This is a genomic window from Rugamonas brunnea (genome assembly GCF_014042345.1).
GTDB classification, from domain to species: domain Bacteria; phylum Pseudomonadota; class Gammaproteobacteria; order Burkholderiales; family Burkholderiaceae_D; genus Rugamonas; species Rugamonas brunnea.
Window position 1 is genome coordinate 1 of record NZ_JACEZT010000031.1, and the last position, 24,205, is coordinate 24,205.

The following is a 24,205-nucleotide window of genomic DNA, read 5'->3' on the forward strand; positions in this document are numbered from 1 at the left end:
GCGTTGGTTATGGACCTACAATCACGACCGGCCGAACATGGCCTTGGGCGGAATTACGCCAAAACAGAAATTGGCCCTCGCCGCTTAGCCTCTACTTTCAGAGCGCATCAAATATGGGGGGATTACCGGTGTCGATCGCCGTGCTGGCCGTCGGCGGCTTCACTTGCGCCGAGTTCGGCAAACGCATGCCGCTGTTGCGCAACATCGGCGCGGCCGCCATCTTCGCCACCTTCGTGCCCTCCTTGCTGGTTTACCTGCACGCGGTTCCGCCCGTGCTGCTGAAGAACGTGGTGGAGTTCACCAAAGTGAGCAATTTCCTCTACCTGTTCATCGCCTCCATCATCGTCGGCAGCATCTTCAGCATGGACCGCACGGTGCTGGTGCAGGGTTTCCTGAAGATCTTCGCGCCGCTGGCGGCAGGCACCGTGGCGGCCGCGCTGGCGGGCACGCTGGTCGGCGCCATGCTCGGCCTGGGCTGGCAGCACACGCTGTTCTTCATCGTCGTCCCCATCATGGCCGGCGGCGTGGGCGAGGGCGCCATTCCGCTGTCGATCGGTTACGCGGCCATCCTCGGCCAGGCGCAGGGCGATATGTTCGCGCAGGTGCTGCCGCCGGTGATGCTGGGTAGCCTGTGCGCCATCCTGATGGCGGGCACGCTCAATTTCGTCGGTAAGCGCTACCCGCACCTGACCGGCGAAGGGCGCTTGCAGCCGGGTGTCGAGAACGATGCGCGCGTCGTCGAGCTGCCCGCCGGCACGGTGGATGTGGCCCAGGTGGCCTCCGCCGGCGTGACCGCGATCTCCCTGTACATGGTGGGTCTGATGTCGGCCAAGCTGTTCGACTTCCCGGCGCCGGTGGTGATGCTGTTCGTCGCCGTGATGTTCAAACTGGGGCGGCTGGTGTCGCCGCAGCTGCAGCAGGGCTCGCTGGTGGTGTATAAATTCTTCTCCACGGCCGTGACCTATCCGCTGCTGTTCGCGATCGGCGCCGCCATGACGCCGTGGGAAAAGTTGATCGCCGCCTTCACGCTGGCCAACCTGGTCACCATCGTGGCGACGGTCGCGACCTTGATGGCCACCGGCTTCCTGGTGGCCCGCCGCATGAACATGTATCCGATCGAGGCGGCCATCGTCAACGCCTGCCACAGCGGGCAGGGCGGAACGGGCGACGTGGCCATCCTGACCGCCGCCAACCGCATGCAACTGATGCCGTTCGCACAGATCGCGACCCGCATCGGCGGCGCCATCGTCGTGACCCTGGCGCTGTTCGCGCTGGCCAGGCTGGCGGGGTAAGACGCTGGCCGTGTGATGCGCTTGTGCGGCGCCGGCAGTGGGTACGTGAAATCAGTACGCGCAATCAGTACGCGACGGTGAAGCGCCGGCGCGTATGGGCCGGATGCTCCAGTTCATCGAGCATCGCCACCGCATAATCGGCCACGGAAATCTTGCTGTCGCCGTTTTCGTCGGTCAGCAGCTGGTCGCCGCCGAGGCGGAACTGGCCGGTGCGCGGGCCGGGGGCGATCACCGCGGCCGGGCTCAGCAGGGTCCAGTCCAGCGCGCTTTCCTGGCGCAGCTTGTCCAGCGTGTCCCGTGCGCCGAGCGCCGATTCCTTCCACTGGGCGGGGAAGTCCGGGCTGTCCACCACCTGCACGCCGGGCGCCACTTCCAGGCTGCCGGCGCCGCCCACCATCAGCAGGCGCGGCACGCCGGCCTGTTTGGTGGCGGCCAGGATGGCGTCCACGCCACGGTTGTAGTAGGCGCGCACGCCTTCCTGGGCGTGGCCGCTGAAGGCGCTGATCACGGCGTCGTGGCCGGCCAGCTGGGTGGCCAGGCGGGCCGGGTCGAGCACGTCGGTGGCTTGCGCCGTCAGGCCGGCGGCGGGCGCCAGGCGCTCGGGACGGCCGACCAGTGCCGTGACCTGGTGGCCGCGCGCCAGCGCTTCGGCCAGTAAACCGGAACCAATAAAACCGCTCGCGCCGATCAGTGCAATCTTCATCTCAATTCTCCTGCTTGGTTGAAAGTGGATTCAGTATGAGGCCTTTACGATGGGGCGATAAGACGGCAAAATCCACAATCACTATGAAGCAGTTCTTAACAATCGACCGTTTGAAGCGCATGGCCGTCTTCGCCCGCGTGGTGGAGGCCGGTTCCATGAGCGCGGCCGCGCGCGAGTTGGCGATGACCACCTCGGCCGTCAGCCAGCAGATCCGCCAGCTGGAGGCCGAGATCGGCCTGGCCTTGCTGCACCGTTCCACCCGGCGCCTCAGCACCACGGAGGCGGGCCAGGCTTACTACGAGGATTGCGCGACCATGTTGCTGGCGGCCCATACGGCCGAGCAGCGCCTGTCCGACCTGCGCGACGAGCCGCGCGGCGAATTGCGGCTCGCCTTTCCGGTCGGGTTCAGCGGCCATCTGGCGGCGGCGCTGGCGCCGCTGCTGCGCGAACAGCCCCGGCTGGCGCTGCGGCTATTCGCCGAGGACAGGCGCATCGATCTGATCGCCGAGCGTATCGACCTGGCGATCCGCATCGGCACGCTCACCGATTCGAACCTGGTGGCGCGCCGGCTGGCCGAATGGCCCCACGTGCTGGTGGCGTCCAGCGGTTTCGCCCATGCGCACGGTTTGCCGCAGGCGCCCGAGGAGCTGGCGCGCTATCCGGTGATGAATCTGAACGTGATGAACCAGACCGAGTTCATCGACCTGTCGCGCGCGGGCGAGACGCGGCGCGTGCGGGTGCAGGGCGCCGTGGCGGGCAACAGTTTCGTCGCGCTGCGCGAGATGATGTTGCAGGACGTGGGCATCATGCGCATGCCCGGGCCGGACGCCATGCCCTTGCTGGCGTCCGGGCACGTGGTGCAGGTGTTGCCGGAATGGACGATGCCGCCCATGGGCGTTTACGCGCTGACCGTGCAGCGCGAGGCGCAGCCGGCCAAGGTGCGGCTGGCGATCGCCGCCATCCGCGATTATCTGCAACGTTAAACGGCGAACAAGCTTGGCGGTGGCAACGTTGCAGTTGCGCCCACACCCGTTGCCGCAACTGTCACTTTTTTGGGCAAACTGCCGGCCTGCGGATTGTGTCCTGCACGGAAAGGTAGTAAATTGCCGTGTGGCAATTAATTTGATGAAATGGACAGTGCGCCATTCCCATCCCCCTTCCTTTCAGCAGAGGCAATAGTGAGCAATATCGTCGACAGCGCCAAGACCTTGGGCGACAAGATCTGGTTTTCCCGTGAAGCGTGGGCACGCGCGGAATCACGGCTGCTGTCCAATCAGGGACATGCGCAACGGTTGCTGGTGGTCTATTCGGTCTACAGCCTGTGCTTCGCCATCGCCTTGCTGAAGTACAAGGTCGTGTCGGACGACTTCCAGAACATTTTTTCGGTCGTGCTCGCCGTCATGCTGATGGCGTTGTCGCTGCACCTGAATACCCGCAATTTCCGCGACCGCGCGCAGCAATTCAAGAGCGGTTACCTGAAGTTGATGGACATTGAGAGCAGGATCATGCAGGTGGCCCTGCAGCGCACGCCGCAGGCGATGCTCGATGACTACAACGACCTGGTCGCCAGCTACAAGCAGTTGCTGAACGACGTGGAAAACCACACCACCGGCGACGCCTTGCTGGCCCGCTACCGGGCCGGCGCGGAGCGCGGGGGCGCCGCGCTGACCGTGCTGGAACGCAGCCATGTGTTCCTGTTGCAAGCGTGGCGCGCGCTGTGGCTGGCCGTGTTCTACCTGGGCCCGGTGCTGGCGCTGGCCGTCTGCTACGTGGGCATCCGCAACAACCTGTTCTGATGCCCTGGCCGTTCAGTGCGACAGCGGGGCGCTGGCGTCGAAGGTATTGGTCGAGCCCCCCTCGGCCGTGACGATGTAGAGCTGGCCGCTGGCCAGGAACAGCCCGCCGGGGTTGGCGCCCAGCACATTGATGATCTGGATATCCGTGCCGCCGCCGCTGTAGGCGATATGCCACACCGTCTTGCCGTTCACCACCGATGACGTGACGCCGCTGCCGCTGAAGCTGACGGTGGCGTCCGATGCCGTGGCCGTGCCGCGGTCCACGGCGCCGGTCAGGCTCTGGCCCGATTGCAGGTGGACGGTGGCGTTGTTTTCCGTCGTCACATATTGCAGCGTGGCGATGGGTTTGGAGAAGACGCCGGTCGCCACCAGCGCGCCGCTGCAATCTGCATTGTCGTAATAATCGATCCGGTCCGACAGCGTGGCCGAGGTGGCGCTGGCCGTCAGCGTGGCCACGGTGATGGTCTCGCGGTGGTGGAATTGGCACACGTCTTGCCAGTCGCCCACGTATTTGGCGAACGGCGCCGTCGTCGGCGGATTCACGACACTGCCGGACGAACTGCCGCCGCCACCACAGGCGGATAAAACAGACGCTGCTACCACGCAGGCGAGGACATGTTTCATATTGGATTCCGAGGCTGTCGAAGATATAGGAAAGTTAATTATAGCCAATGCCCTTCGCCATCCATCACGCCATTCTGGAGGATTCCCACTAGGCGCATGCCAGCTTCTGGCGCCTACGCGCTAAAAACTGGCATGTTTTGCAATAAATTCCATGCTGCCGCCGCCGTCAGAAGCGGAAATCCGCCAGCCAGCCCGGTCGTGCTCACGCCGCCGCCTGTGCGGACAGGGCCTCGGGCGGGACGGGCGCCGTGAAGCGCAGCGCGCCGGCGATCCGGTTCCAGGCGTTGATGTTGGCCACGGCCGCGCTCAGGAAGGCGATCTCCGACGTGCTGAAATGGCGCTGCAATTGCGCGTACACGGCGTCGTCCACATGCTGGCCGGCCATCAGGGTCAGCGCTTCCGTCCAGGCCAGCGCGGCCCGTTCGCGCGCCGTGTAGACGTGGGCGTCGCGCCACGTGGCCAGCAGGTCCAGCTTGGCCGGGGCCGGCGGCTGCGGCAGCGCGCGCGCCAGGTTCAGGTGGAATTGCAGGCAGAACGCGCAGCCGTTCAGTTGTGAGGCGCGCAGTTTGATCAGTTCCGTCAGCGATTTTTCCAGGCCGGAATCATCGACCGCCTGGCCCAGCGCGCGCAGGGCGGTGCCGGCGGCCGGGGCCAGCTCGTTGAACGAGGCGTAGGCGAGGCGTGGGGTGACGGTGTCCAGGGTGGTGCTCGGGGCGGTGGTCATGGCGATGCTCCAGTGGGGCGCCGGGTGGCGCGTGTTAATATCAGAGTTCGAACACAAAAATTATATTCGAATTCTGACATTATGGGTAAAGCAATCAATTCCCCCGTCATCCCGGCCGTGGGTGAAGGCAAGCGCGGGGTGGATGGCCACCTCGGTTATCTGCTGCGGCAAGCCCATGCGGCGCACCGCATCCGCATGGAAAAGGCGCTGGCCGAGCTGGACGTCACCTTGCCCCAGTTTTCCGTGCTCACCATGCTGGCCGCCTATCCGGGCGCGTCCAGCGCCGACCTGGCGCGGCTGTCGCTGCTCACGCCGCAGACCATGAGCGTGATCGTGCACAACCTGGAGCGGGCCGGCGCGGTCAGCCGCCACCCCCATCCCGTGCATGGCCGCATCCAGGTGATCGCGCTGACGGACGCCGGCCGCCAGCTGCTGGACGCGTGCCGCGCGCGCGTGCAGCCGGTGGAGGCGGCCATGGATGGTGGTCTGGACGAGGCCGGCCAGCAGCTGGTGCGGACCTGGCTGGTGCGGCTGGCCCAGGCCGACGGCGTGTTGTGAACGGGTTGGCCTAGCCCATCAACCGGGGTCAGGTCATGCCTTCGCGCAAAATGCGTGAAGGCATGACCTGACCCCGGTTTGCGGGTGTTACTGGTCGGGTTCCTGCACGGTGTGTGGTGTGACGGCGGGCAGGGTGAAGTGCAGCCGCACCCCCTGGCCGGGCGCGCTGTCGAGCCGCAACTGGCCCTTGAAGATGGCTTGCACCAGGTTGTTGACGATCGATAGCCCGAGCCCGGAGCCGCCCTTGCCCAGCCGGGTCGTGTAGAACGGTTCGAACACGCGGTGCTGGACGTCGGCCGGGATGCCGTGGCCGTCGTCGCGGTAGTGCAGTTCCACCATGCCGTCGATGCTGCTGGCTTCGATCACGATCCGGCCGCCGGCCTTGCCGTCGAAGCCGTGGGTGATGGAATTCATGACGATGTTGTTGATGATCTGTTCCAGGTGGCCCGGGTAGCTGTCCATCATGATCCCCTCCGGGATGCCCAGCTCGACGGCGGCCTTGGCCCGGCGCAGCCGCGCGCCCAGCGCCGTCAGGCTGTCCTGCACCGTGGTGCGCAGGTCGAAGTTGCGGCGGCGCTGGCTGGTCTGGTCCACCGACACCCGCTTGAAGCTTTCGATCAGTTCGTTGGAGCGGTGGCCGTTGCGGGCGATGATGTCGCTCGCGCTCAGGCATTCGTGCAAGCCTTGCAGCAGCCCCGAGCGGGTCAGGCCGTTGTGCTCGGCCGCGCCGCACAGCTCGGCCAGCTTGTCGGCCAGCGAGGTGGCGGCCAGCACCATGTTGCCGATCGGCGTGTTCAGTTCATGCGACACCCCGGCCACCAGCACCCCCAGCGAGGCCAGCTTTTCCGATTCGACGATCTGGTCCATGGCCAGCCGCAGTTCGCGCGTGCGCGCCTCGACCCGGTTCTCCAGTTGTTCGTTCAGTTCGCGCAGCGCTTCCTCGATGCGCTTGCGCTCGGTCAGGTCGATGTGGGTGCAGATCATGCGCAGCGGCTGGCCGGCGCCGTCGCGGCTGACGATGGTGCCGTTGTCGAGCACCCATTTCCAGGAACCGTCGCGGCCGCGGGTCCGGTATTCCTCCTTGTAGCGGCGGCTGGCGCCGCTGAAGTGTTCGCGCAGCGCCGCCTGCAGCCGCGGCAGGTCGTCCGGGTGCACCAGGCTGTCGCGCCAGGTGGCCGTGGGCACTACCTCGTGTTCGGCGTAGCCGTGGATGGTGCGCCAGCACGGCGAGAACAGCACCTGGCCGTTGGGGATGTCCCAGTCCCACACGCCGTAGCCGGCCCCTTCGAGCGCGAAGTTCCAGCGCTCCTCGGCGGCCCGCAGCGCCTGGGCGGCGGCGCGGTGCTGCTGGCGGCGCTGGGCTTCCTTGAGTTCGCGCGCGATGGCCGGGGCCAGCCGGGCCAGGTCGCCCTTCATCACGTAGTCGTGGGCGCCGGCCCGCATCAGGGCCACGGCCGTCTCCTCGCCGATGGTGTTGGAGACGACGATGAACGGCAGGTCCAGCCCGGCCGCGTGCAGATGGGCCAGCGCGACGCTGGCGTTCAGGTCCGGCAGGTTGTGGTCCGACAGCACGATGTCCCAGTGCGGCGCGGCCAGCGCCGCGTGCAGCTCGGCCGCCGTTTCCACCCGGTCCAGCGCCACGTCGTAGCCAGCCTTGCGCAGGCAGCGCTCGATCAGGTCGGCATCGCTGTCGCAGTCTTCCACCAGCAGGACGGCAAGCGGGGTCATGGGGGATCTCAGGGCGCTTCGTTCAGTACCAGCCAGTATAAACCCAGCTGGCGCACGGTTTCGGAAAATTGCGCGAAGTCCACCGGCTTGCGGATGTAGCTATTCACGCCCAGGTCGTAGCCGGCCGCGATGTCCTGTTCCTCGCGCGACGAGGTCAGGATCACCACCGGCACGCGCCGGGTGCGGGCGTCGGCGCGGATCTGGCGCAGCACGTCCAGCCCGTCCACCTTGGGCAGCTTGAGGTCGAGCAGGATCAGCACCGGCAGCGTGGCCACGTCGCGCCCCGCGTACGGGCCGGCGCCGAACAGGTAGTCGAGACCTTCCTGGCCGTCCTGCGCCACCACCAGCGTGTTGCTGATGTTGTTGCGCTTGAGGGCGCGCTCGGTCAGCGCCACGTCGCTGGGATTGTCCTCGATCAGCAGGATGGCTTTGGCGCTCATGGCGCGTCCTCCAGGGTGAAGTAGAAGGTGGCGCCGGCGCCGGGCGCGGCGCTGGCCCACACGTGGCCGCCATGGCGCTGGACGATGCGCTGCACGGTGGCCAGGCCGATGCCGCTGCCGGCGAATTCGCTGGCCTTGTGCAGGCGCTGGAACACGCCGAACAGCTTGTGGGCGTGGCGCATATCGAAGCCGGCGCCGTTGTCGCGCACGAACCACGCGTGCACGGGCTGGCCGGTGGCCGGGTCGGTGGCCAGCTCGTGTCCGAACGCGATGCGGGCCGGGTCGCGCATGGCGCTGAACTTGCAGGCGTTTTCCAGCAGGTTGTACAGCACCGCCTCCAGCAGCGCGCGGTCGCCCCAGGCCCGCAGGCGCGGCGGGACATCGAAGTCGATGTGGCGCTCGGGATAGCCGTCGCGCACGCGCGCGGCCACGCTGGCGGCCAGCGCCGACATGTCGAGCGGGCGCCGGTTGAGCGCGGCCCGGCCCAGCCGCGACAGTTCCAGCATGCCGTCGATCAGCTGGCCCATGCGCCCGGCCTCGCCCTGCACGCGCGCCAGGTAGAGCCGGGCCGTCTCGTCGAGCCGGTCGCCGTAATCCTCCTCCAGCGCCTGGGCCCAGCCGGCGATGCCGCGCAGCGGGCTGCGCAAATCGTGCGAGACGGAATACGAGAACGCTTCCAGTTCCGCGTTCGCCTGCCGCAGCTGCGCCGTGCGGTCGCGCACCTGGGCTTCCATGGTGTCGTTGGCCTCGCGCAGTTCGGCCCGCGCGTGCTCGGTCTGCTCCAGCAGCTTGCTCATCGCTTCCTCGGCCGCGCGCCGTTCGCTGAAATCCGTGTGGGTGCCGATGATGCGGGTGGCGTGGCCGCGGGCGTCCTGCTCCACCACCATGCCGCGCGCCACCACCCACTTCCAGCTGCCGTCCTTGCAGCGCATGCGCTGTTCGATGGCGTAGGTCTTGGAGCTGCCGTTGAAGTTCGCCTCCAGCAGCCGCATGGCCGTGCGCAGGTCGTCCGGGTGGGCCAGCCGCTGGTAGGTGTCGAGGTGGTTGGGCAGCTCGTCGTCGCGGTAGCCGAGCATCTCCTTCCAGCGCTTGGAGTAGATCACTTCGCCCGTCAGCACGTGGTAGTCCCACACCCCGTGGCCGGCCCCTTCGAGCGCGTGCTGCCAGCGGAATTCGCTGTCCTGCACCTGCTGGAACGAGGCGGCCAGCCGCTGCCGCATGGCGTTCAGCGCCGCCACCACCTGCGCCAGCTCATCGTGCGCATGGTGCGCGGCGGGACGCCGGTCCAGCGTCAGCGGCTGGTCCAGGTGGCCGGCGAACAGCAGGTCGGAATAGGCCGCGATCTTCTTCAGGTGGCGTCCCACCAGCCACTGGAACAGCACCAGGATGAACAGCGACACGAGGAAGGTCTTGATGGTCTGGGCGATCAGGATCGTCACCACCTTCTCGCGCAGGCGCTGCCAGGCGCCGTCCAGGCTGGCAATGGCGTGCACCTTGCCGATGTAGACGGGGCGCCCGCGGTGCTGGTAGTAGAGCGGGAACTCGCGCGCCAGCACGCCGCCCTCGTCATGGCTGCGCGCCTTGCCGGCCCGCGCCACCGTCTGGCCCTGGTCGTTGGCGACGTCCACAGTCTGCAGGTCGGGCAGGCGCAGGATGCCCTGCAGTTGCAACTGCAGGTCGCCGGTGCTGGTGATCCACAGGCTGGAAGCCAGGCTGTCGGCGTAGCTGGCCTGGATCTGGTCGAGCTGGGTGGCGATGTCGTTCACGTCGCGCCGGTATTCGAGCGCCAGTTGCAGCGCGGTCGACACCAGCGTGACGACCGAACTGAACAGCAGGATCTGCACGGCCAGCCGCCGCCCCAGGCGGGCGCCCGCCAGGTTGTGCAGCCAGGGCCGGGTCATGTCCATGGCGGCCTCAACGGGGTGTGCCGCGCAGGGCCTGGTCGAACAGGCGCTGGTAGCTGCCGTCGCGCTTCATCAGGCGCAGCTGTTCGGCCAGCCGCGGCGCCAGCGCCGCGTGCTTCTTGTGCAGGTAGAGGAACCACTCGCCTTCCACGTAGGCCGGCGCCAGTATCCGCACGCCCTGCAAGCCCATGCTCTGGATGAAATGCAGGCCCTCTAGCTTTTCGATCACGGCCACGTCGATGCGGTCCATGGCCAGCATGGCGAACAACTGGCGTCCCGTTTCCAGCTTTTGCAGCGAGCGGGTGCCGGTGATGCTGCGTTCGAGGATTTTCCAGCCCCGCAGGATGCCCACGTCGTACGGCCGCAGGCTGGCCGGGCCGTCGACGGTGAAATCGGCATGGCGGGTGAACACCGCCATCTGGTAGGTCATCACCGGCTCGGGCACGCGCACCAGGTTGGTGTAGCTTTGTTCGATGCCCAGCACGCGCGAGACGTCGCCATCGTCGATGCCGCTGTTGGCGTTGAGCAGGCCGCGTTCGGCCGAGGCGGGCTGTATCACCACGTCGAGGCCCACGCGGCGGAACAGTTCCGCGTACAGCAGGTCGAGCGCGCCGTCGTGTTCGGGGGAGGTGATGGGGGCGAAGAACGAGGTGTTGAGCACCAGCCGGGGCGCGGCCGCGCCGGGCAGGGCGAACAGCAGTGCGGCCAGCAGCGTCAACAGGGATTTCATGGTCACCCTCGCGTGAGGCGCACGCCGTTCACGGCGTTTGGCCTTGCCAGACAGTATGCCCAGATTCGCCCGCTTTGGCTATTTGTCGCCGCGTTGCCGCCGCGCTGGTGTTGCCGAACGTTGCCAATTTCTGCTAATTTTGCCCAAAAGTCCAATTCTGTGCCGGCAGGCAACACTATCATGTCCGGCGCCCGTTATTCAGACTACAATAATGAGAGTGAGCGCCGGCTGTCGTGGACAGCAGCGGCCCCTAGCTCCGGCGCCCCTGTGGCGGCCGGCCCCCAGTGGTGGAGAGAATGAGTCCGGACCCCAGTCAGTACGCCTATATCTCGGTGATGGCCGACGCCATCCTGAGCGCCATCCTGCTCTTCCTGTGGCTGATGCAGCGCAAGGAGCGCCACGCCCTGTACTGGGCCATGGGCCAGCTGTCCATCATGGGGGCGTTCGCGCTGTGGTTCTCGGGCGTGCCGGCGCTGGAGCCGCTGCGCCGCCCGCTCGGCGCGCTGCTGATCACGGCCGGCGCGGCCGGTTACTGGGCCGGCACCCAATTCTTCCTGGGCGGACTGCGGCGCGCCGACCGCGCGTGGCCGCTGCTGGGCTTCGTGCTGCTGGCCGGCGCCCTGCAACTGTGGTGGAACGCCGACCCGGCCGTTGTGTTCCCGTCCGGCGGTGTATTGCTGTGCGTGGTCATGGTGTGGACCGGCTTGCGCCTGGGGTGGGGCCGCCACCTGCACCGCTACCGCCTGCTGGGCCTGACGATGGTCTTGCGCGGCCTGTTCAACCTCGCCGGCAGCCTGAGCATGGTGCCGCAAGCCTATCTGTACTGGTTCGTCGCCAGTTCCGTGCTCAAGTCGCTGTCCATGCTGGGCTTGATCTACGCCGTCCAGCACGAGATCCGGCAGCGCTACGCCAGCACCATCGACAGCCTGAGCAACGGCTTTCTGATCCGCGACAAGCGCGGCTACGTGCACGTGGCCAACGAGCGCTGCGCCAGCCTGCTGGGCTACGGCAGCGCGGCCGACCTGATCGGGCGCAACGTGACGGATTTGCTGCCGGGCCTGACGCGCCAGATGGCCGACGATTATTTCGCCGCCTTCGAGGCGGCCGGCGCCCGCTATCCGCTGACCCAGGAGGCGGAGCTGACCCTGCACAACGGCGCCCGGCTGCCGGTCGAGATGATGGCCTCGCCCTACATCGAACGGGGCCGCCTGTACTGCCTGGTGCAGCTGCTCGACATTTCCGAACGCAAGAAGAAGGACGCGCTGCTGTACCAGGCGGCCCGCGTCGATCCCGTCACCGGCCTGGGCAACCGCTACGCGCTGGCCGAGCGCCTGCGTGACGACATCGCCCAGGCCCACGCGGGCGGGCGCGCCTGCGCGCTGCTGTTCATCGACCTCGATAAATTCAAGCGCGTCAACGACTCGTTTGGCCACAGCGCCGGCGACGAACTGCTGCGCAAGGTGGCCCAGCGGCTGCAGGCGCTGCTGGGTCCGCGCGACATGCTGGCCCGCTTCGGCGGCGACGAATTCATCGCCGCGCTGCCGGACCTGGCGCCGGCCGACGCCGAGGCGCGGGCCCGGGCCTGCGCCCAGGCCATCCTGGCCGCCATGGGCCCGGCGTTCGACGTCTCGCACCACACGGTGGCCGTCACGGCCAGCATCGGCCTGGCCTGCTATCCGCGCCATGGCGACGATGGCGAAACCCTGCTGCGCCACGCCGACATCGCCATGTACGAGGCCAAGAAGGCGGGCCGCGGCGAGCTGCGTTTCTTCAGCGACGCCATGAACGCGGCCGCGCGCGACGCGCTGGTGATCGACGGTGCGCTGCGCCACGCCATCGCGGCCAACGAGTTCCGGCTCGAATACCAGGTGATCGCGGAAGCGGGCAGCGGCAAGGTGGGCAAGGTGGAAGCCTTGCTGCGCTGGCGCAGCGCCACGCTGGGCACGGTGGCGCCGGACCGTTTCATCCCGGTGGCCGAGGACAGCGGCCTGATCGTCGAGCTGGGCGGCTGGGTGCTGGAGGAGGCGTGCCGCCAGGCGGCCCAGTGGCGCGGCGGCCCGCTAGCTGGCGTGCGCATCAGCATCAACGTGTCGGCCTGGCAGCTGGCCGACCCCGGCTTTGTGCCGTTGGTGGAAGCCACGCTGGCCCGCCACGGCGTGCCCGGTGCGCTGCTGGAACTGGAACTGACGGAGCGCGTGCTGATCGACGACGGCCCCAACGTGCGCAACGTGCTGGAACGGCTGCGGGCGCTGGACGTGAGCGTGTCGCTCGACGATTTCGGCACCGGCTATTCCTCGCTCAGCTACCTGACCCAGTTCCAGCTCAACACGCTCAAGATCGACCGCGCCTTCGTCATGGACATCGAGCACAGCACCCGCAGCAACAGCCTGGTGCACGCCATCATCGCCATGGGCCACAGCCTGGGCCTGCAACTGGTGGCCGAGGGCGTGGAGACGGACGGCCAGGCCCGCATCCTGGCGCGCATGGGTTGCCATTACCTGCAAGGTTTCCACATCGCCCGTCCCGCCGCGCCCGAGCAGTTGTTGCTTTTTGTGGCGCCCCGCTCGGATGCGGCCAGTGGTGCGGCCGCCTGAGGTCCGCGCCACGTAAAATCTGCTACACAACGCCGGCTGGACGATTATCATAGGAAAGTAAAACATCCGATCTGCAAGTAACGCCGGCCCGGCCCGAACTCTGGAGGTGGACATGAATGCCTTTGCCCTGGTGAGCCGTTTGCGCTTGCCGCATAAGTTCCTGATCCTGAGCGTGATCGCCGTCGTGCTGGCCGCGATTCCCAGCTATTTCTACCTGCGCGAGGCGGCCAAGAGCCTTGATGCCTACGTCGCCGAGCAGGAAGGCTTGCCGCGCGTGGCCGACATGCTCAAGACCATCCAGTTGACCCAGCAGCACCGTGGCTTGTCGGCCCTGTTCCTGGGGCAGGTGCCGGGCGTGGACGGCAAGCGCCAGGCCAAGCAGGACGAGGCCGACCGCCAGTACGCCAAGGTCGACGCCTTCGTCAAGGCCATCAACGACAAGGGCGTGACGGCGGCCTGGGACGAGGCCCGCGCCGACTGGGAGCGCCTGCGCGCCGGCGTGGCCGGGCGCACGCTGACGGTGCCGCAAAGCTTCGCCGCCCACACGGCGCTGGTGCCCAAGCTGCTCAAGGTGAACGACCTGGTGGGTGATTACTACGGCCTGAGCCTGGACCCGGACAAGGACAGCTACCAGCTGATCCAGTCCACCTATTACCAGTTGCCCTACCTGACCGAGGAGCTGGGTAAGACGCGCGCGCTGGGCGCCGGTTTGCTGGCCCGGCACGAGGCCACGGCCGAGGAACGGGCCCGGCTGGCTGGCTACATCGGCCGTGCCAACGACCGCCAGGCCCAGGCCCAGACGGCGTTCGCCAAGGCCGCCGCCACCAATCCCGCCATCGAAGCAAAGCTGGGTGCGGCCATGCGCGAGGCCGTGGGCGCCGGCGCCGCCTTCACCAAGGTGGCCGAGGACGAGGTGGTGCAGGCCGAAACCCTGCACTATTCCCCCGAGCAGTTCGTGGACCAGGCCACCCGCACCATCGACCTGCAGTTCAAGGTCAATGAACTGGCGGCGACTGAGATCGCCGCCATGATCAAGGCCAAGATCGCCGAGTTCCACGTCACGCGCTGGATCATGCTGGGCAGCATGCTCGGTTTGCTGGCGCTGGCTGGCGTCGTGGCCTGGCTGATTTCGCGCTCGGTCACGGTGCCGTTGCAAAACGCGGTGACGGTGGCGCAAAGCGTGGCGCGCGGCGACCTGGTGTCCGAGTTCGACGTGGGCGCGCCCAACGAAGTGGGACAGATGCTGCGCGCGCTCAAGCACATGAATGACAGCCTGCGCACCATCGTCAGCGACGTGCGCGCCAGCATCGACAACATCGGCGCGGCCACACGCGACATCGCCAGCGGCAACGCCGACGTGTCGGCCCGGCTGGAGGCGCAGGCGTCCAGCCTGGAGGAGACGGCCTCGTCAATGGAGCAGCTGACCAGCACCGTGCGCCAGAACGCCGACAACGCGCGCCACGCCAATGTGCTGGTGGTCAACGCGTCCACCGTGGCCACGCGCGGCGGGGAGGTGGTGTCGCAGGTGGTGCAGACCATGAGCGAGATCAACGACAGTTCGCGCCGCATCGTCGACATCATCGCCACCATCGACGGCATCGCGTTCCAGACCAATATCCTGGCCTTGAACGCGGCCGTGGAAGCGGCCCGCGCGGGCGAGCAGGGGCGCGGTTTTGCCGTGGTCGCGTCCGAAGTGCGCAACCTGGCCCAGCGCTCGGCGGCGGCGGCCAAGGAGATCAAGGAGCTGATCGGCCAGAGCGTGGAAAAAGTGGACGCCGGCAACCGGCTGGCCGACCACGCGGGACAAGCGATGGGCGAAATCCTGGGCAGCGTGGAACGCATCACGGCCATCATGAGCGAGATCGCCACCGCCTCGGCCGAGCAAGGCAGCGGCATCGAGCAGGTCAACGAGGCTGTTACCCAGATGGACGACATGACCCAGCAGAACGCGGCGCTGGTGGAGCAGACGGCGGCCGCCTCGGCCAGCCTGCAGGAACAGGCGGAAAGCCTGATCGCCTCGATGAGCGTGTTCCGGCTGGAGGACGATGGCCGCTCCGCGTCAGCACGCGCTTCGGCGGGGGCCGGCCCGTCCGCGCGTGCCACCGCACGCGCGGTGGTGGTGGCGGCCGGGCGTCAAGCGTTACCGCGTTAAGGGTCGGAGCCTTGCGGGCCTAGGGATCTGACCCTTGGGTCTGACCCCGGTTTGGCGCTTCGATTTTCGCTAGTCTGACGAACCACCGCACCAGACGAGGGTCAGCCCGCAGGGGCTGCCCCTTTGGCGGCCTTCGCGGGCAGGCCCTGCGCCGCTTCCTCGTCCGTCAGTATCCACACATCCTTGATATCGCCATTCGCGTCTTCCGTGTAGTACACCAGGATGCCGCTGCCGCGCAGGCTGGCCGGCATCTCGATCATGTTGTCCTGGTTGAAGATGCGGGATGATGGCGACAGCTTGCGCGGCTGGCCGTCCATGGTCAGGTCCGGGTAATAGCCGGGCGTCATCCGGCCGCGTTTGATGTCGGCCGGGAACGGCCGCGCGCCGGCCAGCAGCGGCAGCGCCATCACGGCCGCCAGCAGCGCGGCCACACTACGTTTGATCCACATAAGCAATCCACAGCGAGGTCGGGGAGCGCCTAGCTTACCGCAGATCGGCGCGCCCGGCACCTGCCGCCGCGCGCCGCGTCGTTTTGGAGGCTTTCCTCTAACGGCGCCGCGCCCGCGTCGCCGCAACCCCCGTCATTGCCTGCGCCGCTGGGCGCGGCGTGCAACTGCGTGCATGAACGGCGGTGATGGAATTTTGTCCAAACGGCAAAATTTGTAATCCAGTCATCAAACTGTCACGTGGCCGTCACGCAGCCGTCATATCGCCTTCCTACAATCCTGCAAGTTTTATTTTTCGGCAAGTTCGCCGGGGCGCGGCTTGCCGCAACTTCTCCCATCAACGTACGAAAGTCCTATCATGCAACAGCATCTCCGTTTAAAACCGATCTGCCTGCTGGTCCTGCAATCGCTGGCCTGCTACGCTTACGCCGCCCCGGACGCGGCCGACGTGGCCGTGGTGGCCGCCAGTGCCGGCCAGGCTGAAGCGGCCGTGGCGGGCGCCGCCGGCGCCCCGGCGCAGGTGGTGGAAGTCCTGGGCCAGGGCCAGTCGCGCCAGGTGCAGAACCTGAACCATGTGGAACTGGCCAAGGCGCTGCCGGGCACCAGCCCGCTCAAGGCGCTGGAGAAGCTGCCCGGCGTGAACTTCCAGTCGTCCGACCCGTTCGGCGCCTACGAGTGGTCGACCCGCTTCAGCGTGCGCGGCTTCAACCAGAGCCAGCTGGGCTTCACGCTGGACGACATTCCGCTCGGCGACATGAGCTACGGTAACAACAACGGCCTGCACATCAGCCGCGCCATCTCGGCCGAGAACATTGGCCGCGTGGCCATCTCGCAAGGCGCGGGCGCGCTGGGCACGGCCTCCACCAGCAACCTGGGCGGCACCGTGCAGTTCATCACGCTGGCCCCCACTGACGAGCGCGGCGTGACCGTCAGCCAGACCGTGGGCCAGGACCGCACCTTGCGCACCTTCGTGCGTATCGACAGCGGCTTGATCAACGACGCCACCAAGTTCTTCATCAGCGGTACGCGCCAGCGCGCCGACAAGTGGAAGGGCGCCGGCGCCCAGGACCAGGATCAGGTCAACACCCGCGTGGAACACCAGTTCGGCGAAAACACGCTGACGGCCTTCTACAACTATTCCGAACGCAAGGAAACCGACTACCAGGACTTGTCGCTGGAGATGGCGCAGCGCCTCGGCTACAACTGGGACAACTACGCGCCGGACTGGCAGCGCGCCGTGAATGCGGCCAAGGGCATCTTCACCGGCCCGGACAACAACATGGACGACGCCTACTATCTGGGCCGCGGCCTGCGCAAGGATACGCTGGGCGGCCTGTCGGCGGACCTGAAGATCACGCCGTCGGCCTGGTTCAAGAGCAGCTACTACCACCACAGCAATGAAGGGCAGGGCCACTGGTACACGCCGTACCAGCCATCGTCGCCGACCATGCCGATTTCGATCCGCACCACCGAGTACTCGATCGGCCGTGACGGCCTGGTCAACGACCTCAACGTGGAGTGGGGCCAGCACACCATCGCCGCCGGCTTCTGGGGCGAGCGCAGCCTGCACCGCCTGACCCGCAACTTCTACGCCGTCACGGGGCCGGACGACACCAACCACTTCCTGAGCAACCCGTTCAAGACCGGCTTCAAGCAGGACTTCACCACCACCACCACCCAGTTCTACCTGCAGGACACCTACCGCGCGCTGGACGGCAAGCTGAAGATCAACGCCGGCTTCAAGAGCCCGAAAGTGACGATCGATGCCACCAACCTGATGCCGGGCCGCGCCGCTGGCGAGCTGGTGGCGTCCAAGTCCTTCCTGCCGCAGCTGGGCCTGAACTACAGCCTGAGCCGCGACGACGAAGTGTTCGCCTCGGCCTCGCAGAACATGCGCGCCTTCCAGCCGGGCGTGAACGGCCCGTTCTCGCAGACCCAGGACGCGTTCAACCAGAGCGCCGCGAACCTGAAGCCGGAAACCTCCGTCAACGTCGACCTCGGCTACCGCTTCAAGCGCCGCGACCTGCAAGGCTCGCTGGCCGTGTACCACGCCGACTTCGACGACCGCCAGCTCAACGTGGCCACCTGCGTCGGCATCGCCGGCTGCCCGAGCACCGTCGTCAACGTCGGCAAGGTCGAGACCAAGGGCCTGGAAGCGGTGGCCGAGTGGAAGTTCCTGCCGGGCTACACGTGGTTCAACACCTTCACCTACAACGACTCCAAGTACAAGTCCAACTACCTGGATAACGGCAAGCTGGTGGCCGTCAGCGGCAAGCAGGTGGTGGACACGCCGCGCACCATGTTCGACACCGAAGTGGGCTACGACAACGCGGTGTGGTTCGCCCGCCTGGGCGCCAAGTACACGGGCAAGCGCTACTACACCTACCTCAACGATGGCGCCGTGCCGTCGTTCTGGGTGGCAAACCTGTCGGCTGGCTATAAACTGAAATCGGTGGGCATGCTGAAGGAGCTGTCGCTGCAGTTCAACGTGACCAACCTGTTCGACAAGCAGTACTTCAGCTCGATCGGCACCAACGGCTTCACCGCTTCCGACCCAACGGGCACCTTCGCCACGTTGCAGGCGGCCGCGCCGCGCCGGGCCTTCCTGGCCCTGAGCGGCAAGCTGTAAGCACAGTCGCAGCACGCGCGGCGGGGACGTCACGGCAGCGATGCCGTGGCCGGCCCCGCCGCGCGGCTTTTCATTTGCGAGAGAGAGTCCGATGCCATCGTCCCGTTCCACCATCCCCGCGCTGCCCCAACTTGCCGCGCTGGCCGCATGTGTCGCGTTAGTTCAGGTGCCCGCGCATGCGGCCGCCACTGCCACCACCCCGATCGAACACGTGATCGTGCTGGTGGGCGAGAACCGCACCTTCGACAACCTGTACGGCGTGTACGAGCCCACCCGTGGCCAGAGCGTGGCCAACCTGCTGTCGAAGAAGATCGTCAACCGCGACGGCACGCCCGGCCCCCGCTTCCGCGACGCGGCGCAAAAGCTTGGCCTGTCCACGGGCACCTACACACCCACCCCCGAGTTCAACGGCGTTTACGGCCAGTTGCCGCAGCCGTGGGCGGCCGGCGCCTTCGGCCAGCGCCAGGATGTGCCGGACGCGCGCTTCCCGGCCAACCTGCCCAACGGCCCGTTCCAGATCACGCACCACGTCAGCTACGGCGCCCACACGGGCGACCCCACGCACCGCTTCTTCCAGATGTGGCAGCAGGTCAATGGCGGCAAGCACGACCTGTTCGTGTGGGTGGCCGACCAGACCGGGCCTGGCCCCAGCAACCCGTTCCCGCTGGCGCCGGGCAAGACCTACCAGGGCGCCATCGCCATGGGCTTCTACAACATGGCGGCCGGCGATGCGCCCCTGTTCAAGCGCCTGGCCGACCAGTACGCGATCGCCGACAACTACCACCAGCCGGTGATGGGCGGCACCACCGCCAACTACTTCGCGCTGGCCACGGCCGACGTGGGCGTGTACACGGACGCGCAGACCGGCCTGCCGGCCACGCCGCCGTTCAAGCAGATCGAGAATCCCAACGCCCAGCCGGGCACCAACAACTGGTACGTGGAAGACGGCTATCGTGGCGGCACCTACGTCAACTGCGCCGACGCGGCGCAGCCGGGCGTGGCTGGCATCCGCGACCTGCTGGGCAAGCTGCCCTACCGCGCCTTCAACGATGGCAACTGCGCGCCCGGCGCCTGGTACATGGTCAACAATATGGAACCGGCTTACGCGCCGCTGGGCAAGCCGCTGGTGCTCGGGGATGACAAATTCATCCTGCCGCCGCAAACCATGCCCCACATCGGCGACGCCATGACGGCCGGCGGCGTGGCGTGGAAGTGGTATAGCGGCGGGCGCAACGACGGCGCCAGGGTGGACAAGGAATACTGCGGCATGTGCGACACGCCCACCTTCTTCCGCTCCACCATGACGGGGCCGGACAAGGACAAGCTGGTGGACCTGATGCAGTTCTACGTGGACGTGAAGGATGAGGCGAGCTTCCCGCAGGTGGCCGTGATCGCCCCCTACGACAGCATCTCCGGCCACCCCGGTTACGCCATGCAGCCCAGCTTCGACCAGCTGGTGGCCGACGTGCTGGAACGCGTGCGCGCCAATCCGGCGCTGTGGAAGAAGACCGCCATCCTGGTCACGTTCGATGAAGGCGGCGGCTATTACGATTCCGGTTATGTGCAGTTGATCGACTTCTTCGGTGACGGTACGCGGGTGCCGCTGATTGCCATTTCGCCGTATGCGCGCAAGGGCGCCGTCGACCACACCTATTACGACCACGCCTCGATCGCCAAGTTCATCGAGCGCAACTGGAGCCTGCCGCCGCTGTCTGTGCGCAGCCGCGACAACCTGCCCAATCCCGTGCACGTGGCGGCCGATCCCTACGTGCCCGCCAACCGGCCTGCCATCGGCGATCTGATGAACCTGTTCGATTTTCGTAGCGCTGGCACGGTGGCAGCCAAGCGCAAGCGCGAGGGCGCGGTGACGGCAGGCAGCGGCCAGCCATAACGCGCAACCCCGGTTTGTTTGCTTAGCCGGCCGGGTGGCGCTGCTGCCAGGCGGCGAGGGCGGCGAAGTAGGCGGCCCGTTCTTCGGCGTACAGGTCTTCCACGCAGTGGGCGCAGCCGCTGTGGCAGCAGGCGTTGGGATCGGGTGGCTCGGGCGCCACCGGCATGGGGTCGTGCTCCGGCGCCGCTGTCCCTGGCGCTGCCATCGTTGCCTGCTCAGTCATGGTCGCCGGCTCAGTCATGGTTGCTTGTTCAGTCATCGTCACGTGTTCGTTGTCATTCATTGTTCATCGGTCGGCAGCGCCAGCAGCGCCATGTTGCGGCCCTTTTCCTTGGCCCGGTACAGCGCGCGGTCGGCCATGCGCACCAGCATGTCAGGCGTGGTGCCTTCTGTCGGCACCATCACGGCCACGCCCACGCTGATGGTCACGGTGCCGAACGGCGAGCCGTCGTGCGGCAGCCGCAGCCGCGCCAGCTCGGCACAGATGGCCTCGGCGATGCCGAAGGCGTCGGTGGCGTCGGTGGCGGCCGCCAGCAGCGCGAATTCCTCGCCGCCGTAGCGCGCCACCAGGTCGCTGGTGCGGCGGCCATGGGCCGTGATCAAGGTTGCCACTTTTTGCAGGCAGGCGTCGCCGGCCAGGTGGCCGTAATGGTCGTTGTATTTCTTGAAGTGGTCGACGTCAAGCATCGACAGCGCCAGCGACTGGCCGGTGCGCGCGGCGCGCCGCCATTCGGCCGCCAGCGCTTCGTCGAAGCCGCGCCGGTTGCGCACGCCCGTCAGGCCGTCCGTCGTGCTCAGCGCGGCCAGCTTGCGGTTGCTTTCCTCCAGCTCGGCGGTGCGGGCCGTGACCAGTTGTTCGAGCTGGCGCTGGTGCCGCGTCAGCCGCGCGATGCGCCAGCGGTGCGCGCCCAGCAGGGCGGCTGCCACCAGCACGCCGGCCAGCGCGCGGAACCACCACGTTTGCCACAGCGGCGGCTCGATCGTCACCAGCAGCGTGGCCGGCTCCGGGCTCCACACGCCGCGGTGGTTGGCGGCGCGCACCCGGAACACATAGGTGCCGGGATTGAGGTTGGTGTAGGTGGCGCTGCGGTGGGCCGCGTCCGTTTCCACCCAGTCGCGGTCGAAGCCTTGCAACTGGTAGGCGTAGCGGTTGGCGGCCGGGTCGGCGTAGTGCAGGGCGGCGAATTCGAGCGAGAACACGGATGCCTGCGACGACAGCGTGAGCGCGGTAGGCGCCGTCAGCGGGCCGGTCACCGTCACGCCCGGCCCCAGCTTGCCGTCGTAGATCGAGTGGTTGAAGATGGTGATGTCGCTGATCGCCACCTGCGGCGCCACCGAGGTGCTGCGCACGGCGTCCGGCGAGACGGCGGTCAGCCCGTGCACGCTGCCGAAATACAGGTCGCCGTCGTCGCCGGCCACGGCGGAATTGATGATGAAGCCTTCCGTCAGGCCATCGGTGGCCGTGTAGTGGCTGGCCTGGCCGGTGGCCGGGTCGAGCCGGTACAGGCCGGTGAGCGTGCTGCACCAGATGCGGCCGTGGGCGTCGTCGCGGATGGCCAGTACTTTTTCGCCGCCCAGCGCGGCGCCGTAGTAGCGGAAGTGCAGGCCGCCGTCCGGCTGCGGCTGGGCCAGGTGCAGGCCGCGCCCGGTGCCGACCCAGATCCGGCCCTGGCGATCGCGGTGCAGGCTGGCCACGTTGTCGTCGGCCAGGCTGTGCGGATCGCCGTCGCGGTGGGTGTAGTGGTGGAACTGGCCGCTGGCCGGATCGAGCACGTCCAGGCCGCCGCCATTCCATTCGGAGCCGGCCCACACCTGGCCGCGCTCATCCTCCAGCACGGCCGAGGTGCCGTCCACGCTGCGGCTGTGGGCGTCCTGCGGGTCGTGGCGGTACACGCGGCGCGCGTCGCTGGCCGGGTCGTAGCGGATCAGGCTGTTGCCGGTGGCCAGCCACAGCACGCCGCCGGCGCCCGGCGCGATGGCGTTGATGTAGTCGCTGGCCGGATTGCCGAAGTGGATCACGCGGAACGGCCCGTCCGGCCGGTCCAGCCGGTTCAGGCCATCGGAGGTGCCCAGCCACAGCGGGCCGTGGCCATCGTTGCGCTGGTCCTGGTACAGGCTATAGATGATGTCCTGGCTCAGCGTGCCGCGTTTGCCGGGCTGGGCCCGGTAGTTGCGCAGCACGCGGTTGCTGCCCGGGTCGTACAGGCTCAAGCCCGTATCGCTGCCCAGCCACAGGCGGCCGCCGGGCGCGCGTGCCATGGATAGCATGGCGTCGCTGGCGTTGGCAGACTCGCCGGCCGGCGGCAGCGGCACGTAGCGGGCCAGGCCGGCGCTCGACAGGTTGGCCAGGCTGATGCCGTCCGTGTACGAGGCGACCCACAACATGCCGCCGCGATCCTGCATCACGGCCTTCAGGTTGTCGCTGGGCAGGCTGTAGGGATCGTCGGGCGCGTGGTGGAAGCGCTCGAACTGGCCGGCCGCGCCATTCCAGCGCAGCAGGCCGGCCGACAGCGTGGTGGCCCACAAGGTGCGCTGGCGGTCCAGGTAGAAGCTGGTGACGCGGCTGGCCGGCGCCGCCACCACGGTGCGCGCTTGCCACGGGCCGCGGCCATCCCAGCGCAGCACGCCGGCCTCGGTGCCTATCCACAGCGCGCCGCTGGGATCGAACTGCAGCGCGCGCACGATGTTGCGCCGGGCTTCGGCCTGGGGCGCGGGATCGGCCTGGCGGTGCACGAAGCCGGTGGCGCCGGGCGCCAGGTAATCGAGGCCGCCGGGCCAGGTGGCGGCCCAGACGCCGCCAATCGGGTCCAGCGCCAGCGCGTTCAGGTCGTTGCTGGCCAGGCTGTCGGGCCGCGCCGGGTCGTGGCTGTAAACGGTGAAGGCGCCGGTGGCCGGGTCGAAGTGCTGCAGGCCGCCCCAGCTGGCCAGCCACATGCCGTGGCCGCCGTCGGAGATGATGGCCTTGATGATGCGGTGGTTGTGCGGCCCGGAGGCCGGCGCGTAGACGGTGAAGTCGTTGCGCTCGGGGTTGTAGCGGGCCAGGCCGTCCTGGGTGCCGGCCCAGATCCGGCCCTGGCCATCCTCGTACAGGGCCGAGACGCGGTTGTGGGGCAGGCTGTGGCTGTCGCCGGGCTGGTGCGCGTATTTGACGGCCTGGTAGCCGTTGTAGCGGTACAGGCCGTTGCTGAGCGTGCCCACCCACACGTAGCCCTGGCGGTCCTGCAGCAGGGTCAGCATAGTCGGTTCGTCATTGCCCAGCGGGCCCAGTTTCTGGAAGCGCAGCGCCGGCACCCCGGCTTGGGCGGATGGCAGGGCGAGCAGCAGGGTCAGCGCCGTCAGCCAGGCCAGCAAGGCCAGCAGAACCGGTCGCCCGTGCGCCGCCCGCTGCGCAGCCAGGCGGCGTTGCGGCAGGGATGGGGTGGGGCGCTCCGGACGGAGCGGCATCGACACGGGCATGGGCGGGGGCGTCGGCGGCGCGGCGGCGCCAGCCCGGAGGGACGGGGCGCGCCGGTGGCGGGGCCGGAGGTTCAAATTGCGGGACGGAACGGCCATTATACCTTCCATCGCGGCAATAGTTTGCCGCTAACGTGCTGTTTTCGTGGGCGGTTGCGGCGATTTAGGGTATAGTTTACGGCGCTGATATTGTATCCACGTCTGCGCGCGCCATGACGGGCACGCACCGCGCTGGCTGCGCGGCCTGGCCGCCGTAGCGCGCCCTGCCCGTCTTGCCGCTTCCCCCTGTGTCCGCATTGCTCGCGACGGCGAGTACAGGTGCTTTTGGCCGGGCGGATCGTTGTTCGCAGAAAATGTTGTTAATTGAAGAAAGCATGGCTGACCGCTGGACGGCGGCCGAACCCTACTATGCCTGAAAACGAGATCATTTCCACCCCCGGCACGGCCCCGGCGCAGGCCGCCCCGGCCGCCGAAGCGGCCACCACCGACGTCGCCGCCGCCGCCGCTGTCCCAGCGGCCCCCGCCGCGGCGTCCGCGCCGG

General features: G+C 67.7%; 18 protein-coding genes. 8 read left to right on the forward strand and 10 right to left on the reverse strand.

What is annotated here, in order from left to right; all coding sequences use genetic code 11:
* Nucleotides 1-113 precede the first annotated feature (113 nt).
* On the forward strand, nt 114-1,292 hold the full coding sequence (locus H3H37_RS24790) for a 2-hydroxycarboxylate transporter family protein (RefSeq protein WP_182167574.1): 1,179 nt from the start codon (nt 114-116) through the stop codon (nt 1,290-1,292).
* Nucleotides 1,293-1,356: 64 nt separating this feature from the next.
* Here H3H37_RS24790 and H3H37_RS24795 read toward each other — a convergent pair whose 3' ends face one another.
* The gene (locus H3H37_RS24795; RefSeq protein WP_182167576.1) at nt 1,357-1,995 is read right to left on the reverse strand and encodes an NAD(P)-dependent oxidoreductase; all 639 of its coding nucleotides are present in this window, start codon (nt 1,993-1,995) and stop codon (nt 1,357-1,359) included.
* 83 nt (nt 1,996-2,078) lie between these two features.
* Between H3H37_RS24795 and H3H37_RS24800 the strand changes: the two genes are divergently transcribed.
* Both H3H37_RS24800 and H3H37_RS24805 read left to right on the forward strand, forming a co-directional pair.
* Nucleotides 2,079-2,978, forward strand: coding sequence for a LysR substrate-binding domain-containing protein (locus tag H3H37_RS24800; RefSeq protein ID WP_220456563.1), 900 nt, complete (start codon nt 2,079-2,081; stop codon nt 2,976-2,978).
* Nucleotides 2,979-3,173: 195 nt separating this feature from the next.
* The gene (locus H3H37_RS24805; RefSeq protein WP_182167578.1) at nt 3,174-3,791 is read left to right on the forward strand and encodes an SLATT domain-containing protein; all 618 of its coding nucleotides are present in this window, start codon (nt 3,174-3,176) and stop codon (nt 3,789-3,791) included.
* Between the two features lie 12 nt (nt 3,792-3,803).
* Here the strand turns inward: H3H37_RS24805 and H3H37_RS24810 are convergent, their stop codons facing one another.
* Nucleotides 3,804-4,415: a hypothetical protein gene (locus H3H37_RS24810; protein ID WP_182167580.1), complete on the reverse strand. Its 612-nt coding sequence runs from the start codon at nt 4,413-4,415 to the stop codon at nt 3,804-3,806.
* A gap of 202 nt (nt 4,416-4,617) precedes the next feature.
* Nucleotides 4,618-5,139: a carboxymuconolactone decarboxylase family protein gene (locus tag H3H37_RS24815; protein WP_182167582.1), complete on the reverse strand. Its 522-nt coding sequence runs from the start codon at nt 5,137-5,139 to the stop codon at nt 4,618-4,620.
* 81 nt (nt 5,140-5,220) lie between these two features.
* Here H3H37_RS24815 and H3H37_RS24820 point away from each other — a divergent pair, with 81 nt between their 5' ends.
* Nucleotides 5,221-5,697, forward strand: coding sequence for a MarR family winged helix-turn-helix transcriptional regulator (locus tag H3H37_RS24820; RefSeq protein ID WP_182167584.1), 477 nt, complete (start codon nt 5,221-5,223; stop codon nt 5,695-5,697).
* A gap of 87 nt (nt 5,698-5,784) precedes the next feature.
* On the opposite strand, the gene H3H37_RS24825 is transcribed toward H3H37_RS24820, so the two are convergent.
* Genes H3H37_RS24825 through H3H37_RS24840 form a run of 4 tightly spaced genes read right to left on the reverse strand, consistent with a single transcriptional unit; the run spans nt 5,785 to nt 10,499 of the window.
* On the reverse strand, nt 5,785-7,425 hold the full coding sequence (locus H3H37_RS24825; protein ID WP_182167586.1) for an ATP-binding protein: 1,641 nt from the start codon (nt 7,423-7,425) through the stop codon (nt 5,785-5,787).
* A gap of 8 nt (nt 7,426-7,433) precedes the next feature.
* The gene (locus H3H37_RS24830) at nt 7,434-7,865 is read right to left on the reverse strand and encodes a response regulator (protein WP_182167588.1); all 432 of its coding nucleotides are present in this window, start codon (nt 7,863-7,865) and stop codon (nt 7,434-7,436) included.
* Complete coding sequence (locus H3H37_RS24835; protein WP_182167590.1) at nt 7,862-9,772, reverse strand: PAS domain-containing protein; 1,911 nt, start codon at nt 9,770-9,772, stop codon at nt 7,862-7,864. Before H3H37_RS24835 ends, H3H37_RS24830 begins: the two co-directional genes overlap by 4 nt.
* A 7-nt stretch (nt 9,773-9,779) precedes the next feature.
* A complete protein-coding gene (locus H3H37_RS24840; protein WP_182167592.1) occupies nt 9,780-10,499 on the reverse strand; it encodes a substrate-binding periplasmic protein in 720 nt (239 codons plus the stop codon).
* Between the two features lie 296 nt (nt 10,500-10,795).
* Here H3H37_RS24840 and H3H37_RS24845 point away from each other — a divergent pair, with 296 nt between their 5' ends.
* Together H3H37_RS24845 and H3H37_RS24850 are read left to right on the forward strand one after the other, a co-directional pair.
* A complete protein-coding gene (locus H3H37_RS24845; protein ID WP_229219029.1) occupies nt 10,796-13,093 on the forward strand; it encodes a putative bifunctional diguanylate cyclase/phosphodiesterase in 2,298 nt (765 codons plus the stop codon).
* A gap of 112 nt (nt 13,094-13,205) precedes the next feature.
* On the forward strand, nt 13,206-15,245 hold the full coding sequence (locus H3H37_RS24850; RefSeq protein WP_182167594.1) for a methyl-accepting chemotaxis protein: 2,040 nt from the start codon (nt 13,206-13,208) through the stop codon (nt 15,243-15,245).
* A 101-nt stretch (nt 15,246-15,346) separates the two neighbouring features.
* Here H3H37_RS24850 and H3H37_RS24855 read toward each other — a convergent pair whose 3' ends face one another.
* A complete protein-coding gene (locus H3H37_RS24855) occupies nt 15,347-15,694 on the reverse strand; it encodes a hypothetical protein (protein WP_182167596.1) in 348 nt (115 codons plus the stop codon).
* 355 nt (nt 15,695-16,049) lie between these two features.
* Between H3H37_RS24855 and H3H37_RS24860 the strand changes: the two genes are divergently transcribed.
* Both H3H37_RS24860 and H3H37_RS24865 read left to right on the forward strand, forming a co-directional pair.
* Nucleotides 16,050-18,320: a TonB-dependent receptor gene (locus tag H3H37_RS24860; protein WP_182167598.1), complete on the forward strand. Its 2,271-nt coding sequence runs from the start codon at nt 16,050-16,052 to the stop codon at nt 18,318-18,320.
* A 91-nt stretch (nt 18,321-18,411) separates the two neighbouring features.
* The gene (locus tag H3H37_RS24865) at nt 18,412-20,211 is read left to right on the forward strand and encodes an alkaline phosphatase family protein (RefSeq protein WP_182167599.1); all 1,800 of its coding nucleotides are present in this window, start codon (nt 18,412-18,414) and stop codon (nt 20,209-20,211) included.
* 22 nt (nt 20,212-20,233) lie between these two features.
* On the opposite strand, the gene H3H37_RS24870 is transcribed toward H3H37_RS24865, so the two are convergent.
* Nucleotides 20,234-20,434 carry an oxidoreductase-like domain-containing protein gene (locus tag H3H37_RS24870; protein WP_229219030.1) on the reverse strand — a complete coding sequence of 67 codons (201 nt, stop codon included), beginning with the start codon at nt 20,432-20,434 and terminating at the stop codon, nt 20,234-20,236.
* 56 nt (nt 20,435-20,490) lie between these two features.
* A complete protein-coding gene (locus H3H37_RS24875; protein WP_182167607.1) occupies nt 20,491-23,655 on the reverse strand; it encodes a diguanylate cyclase in 3,165 nt (1,054 codons plus the stop codon).
* Between the last annotated feature and the right edge of the window lie 550 nt (nt 23,656-24,205).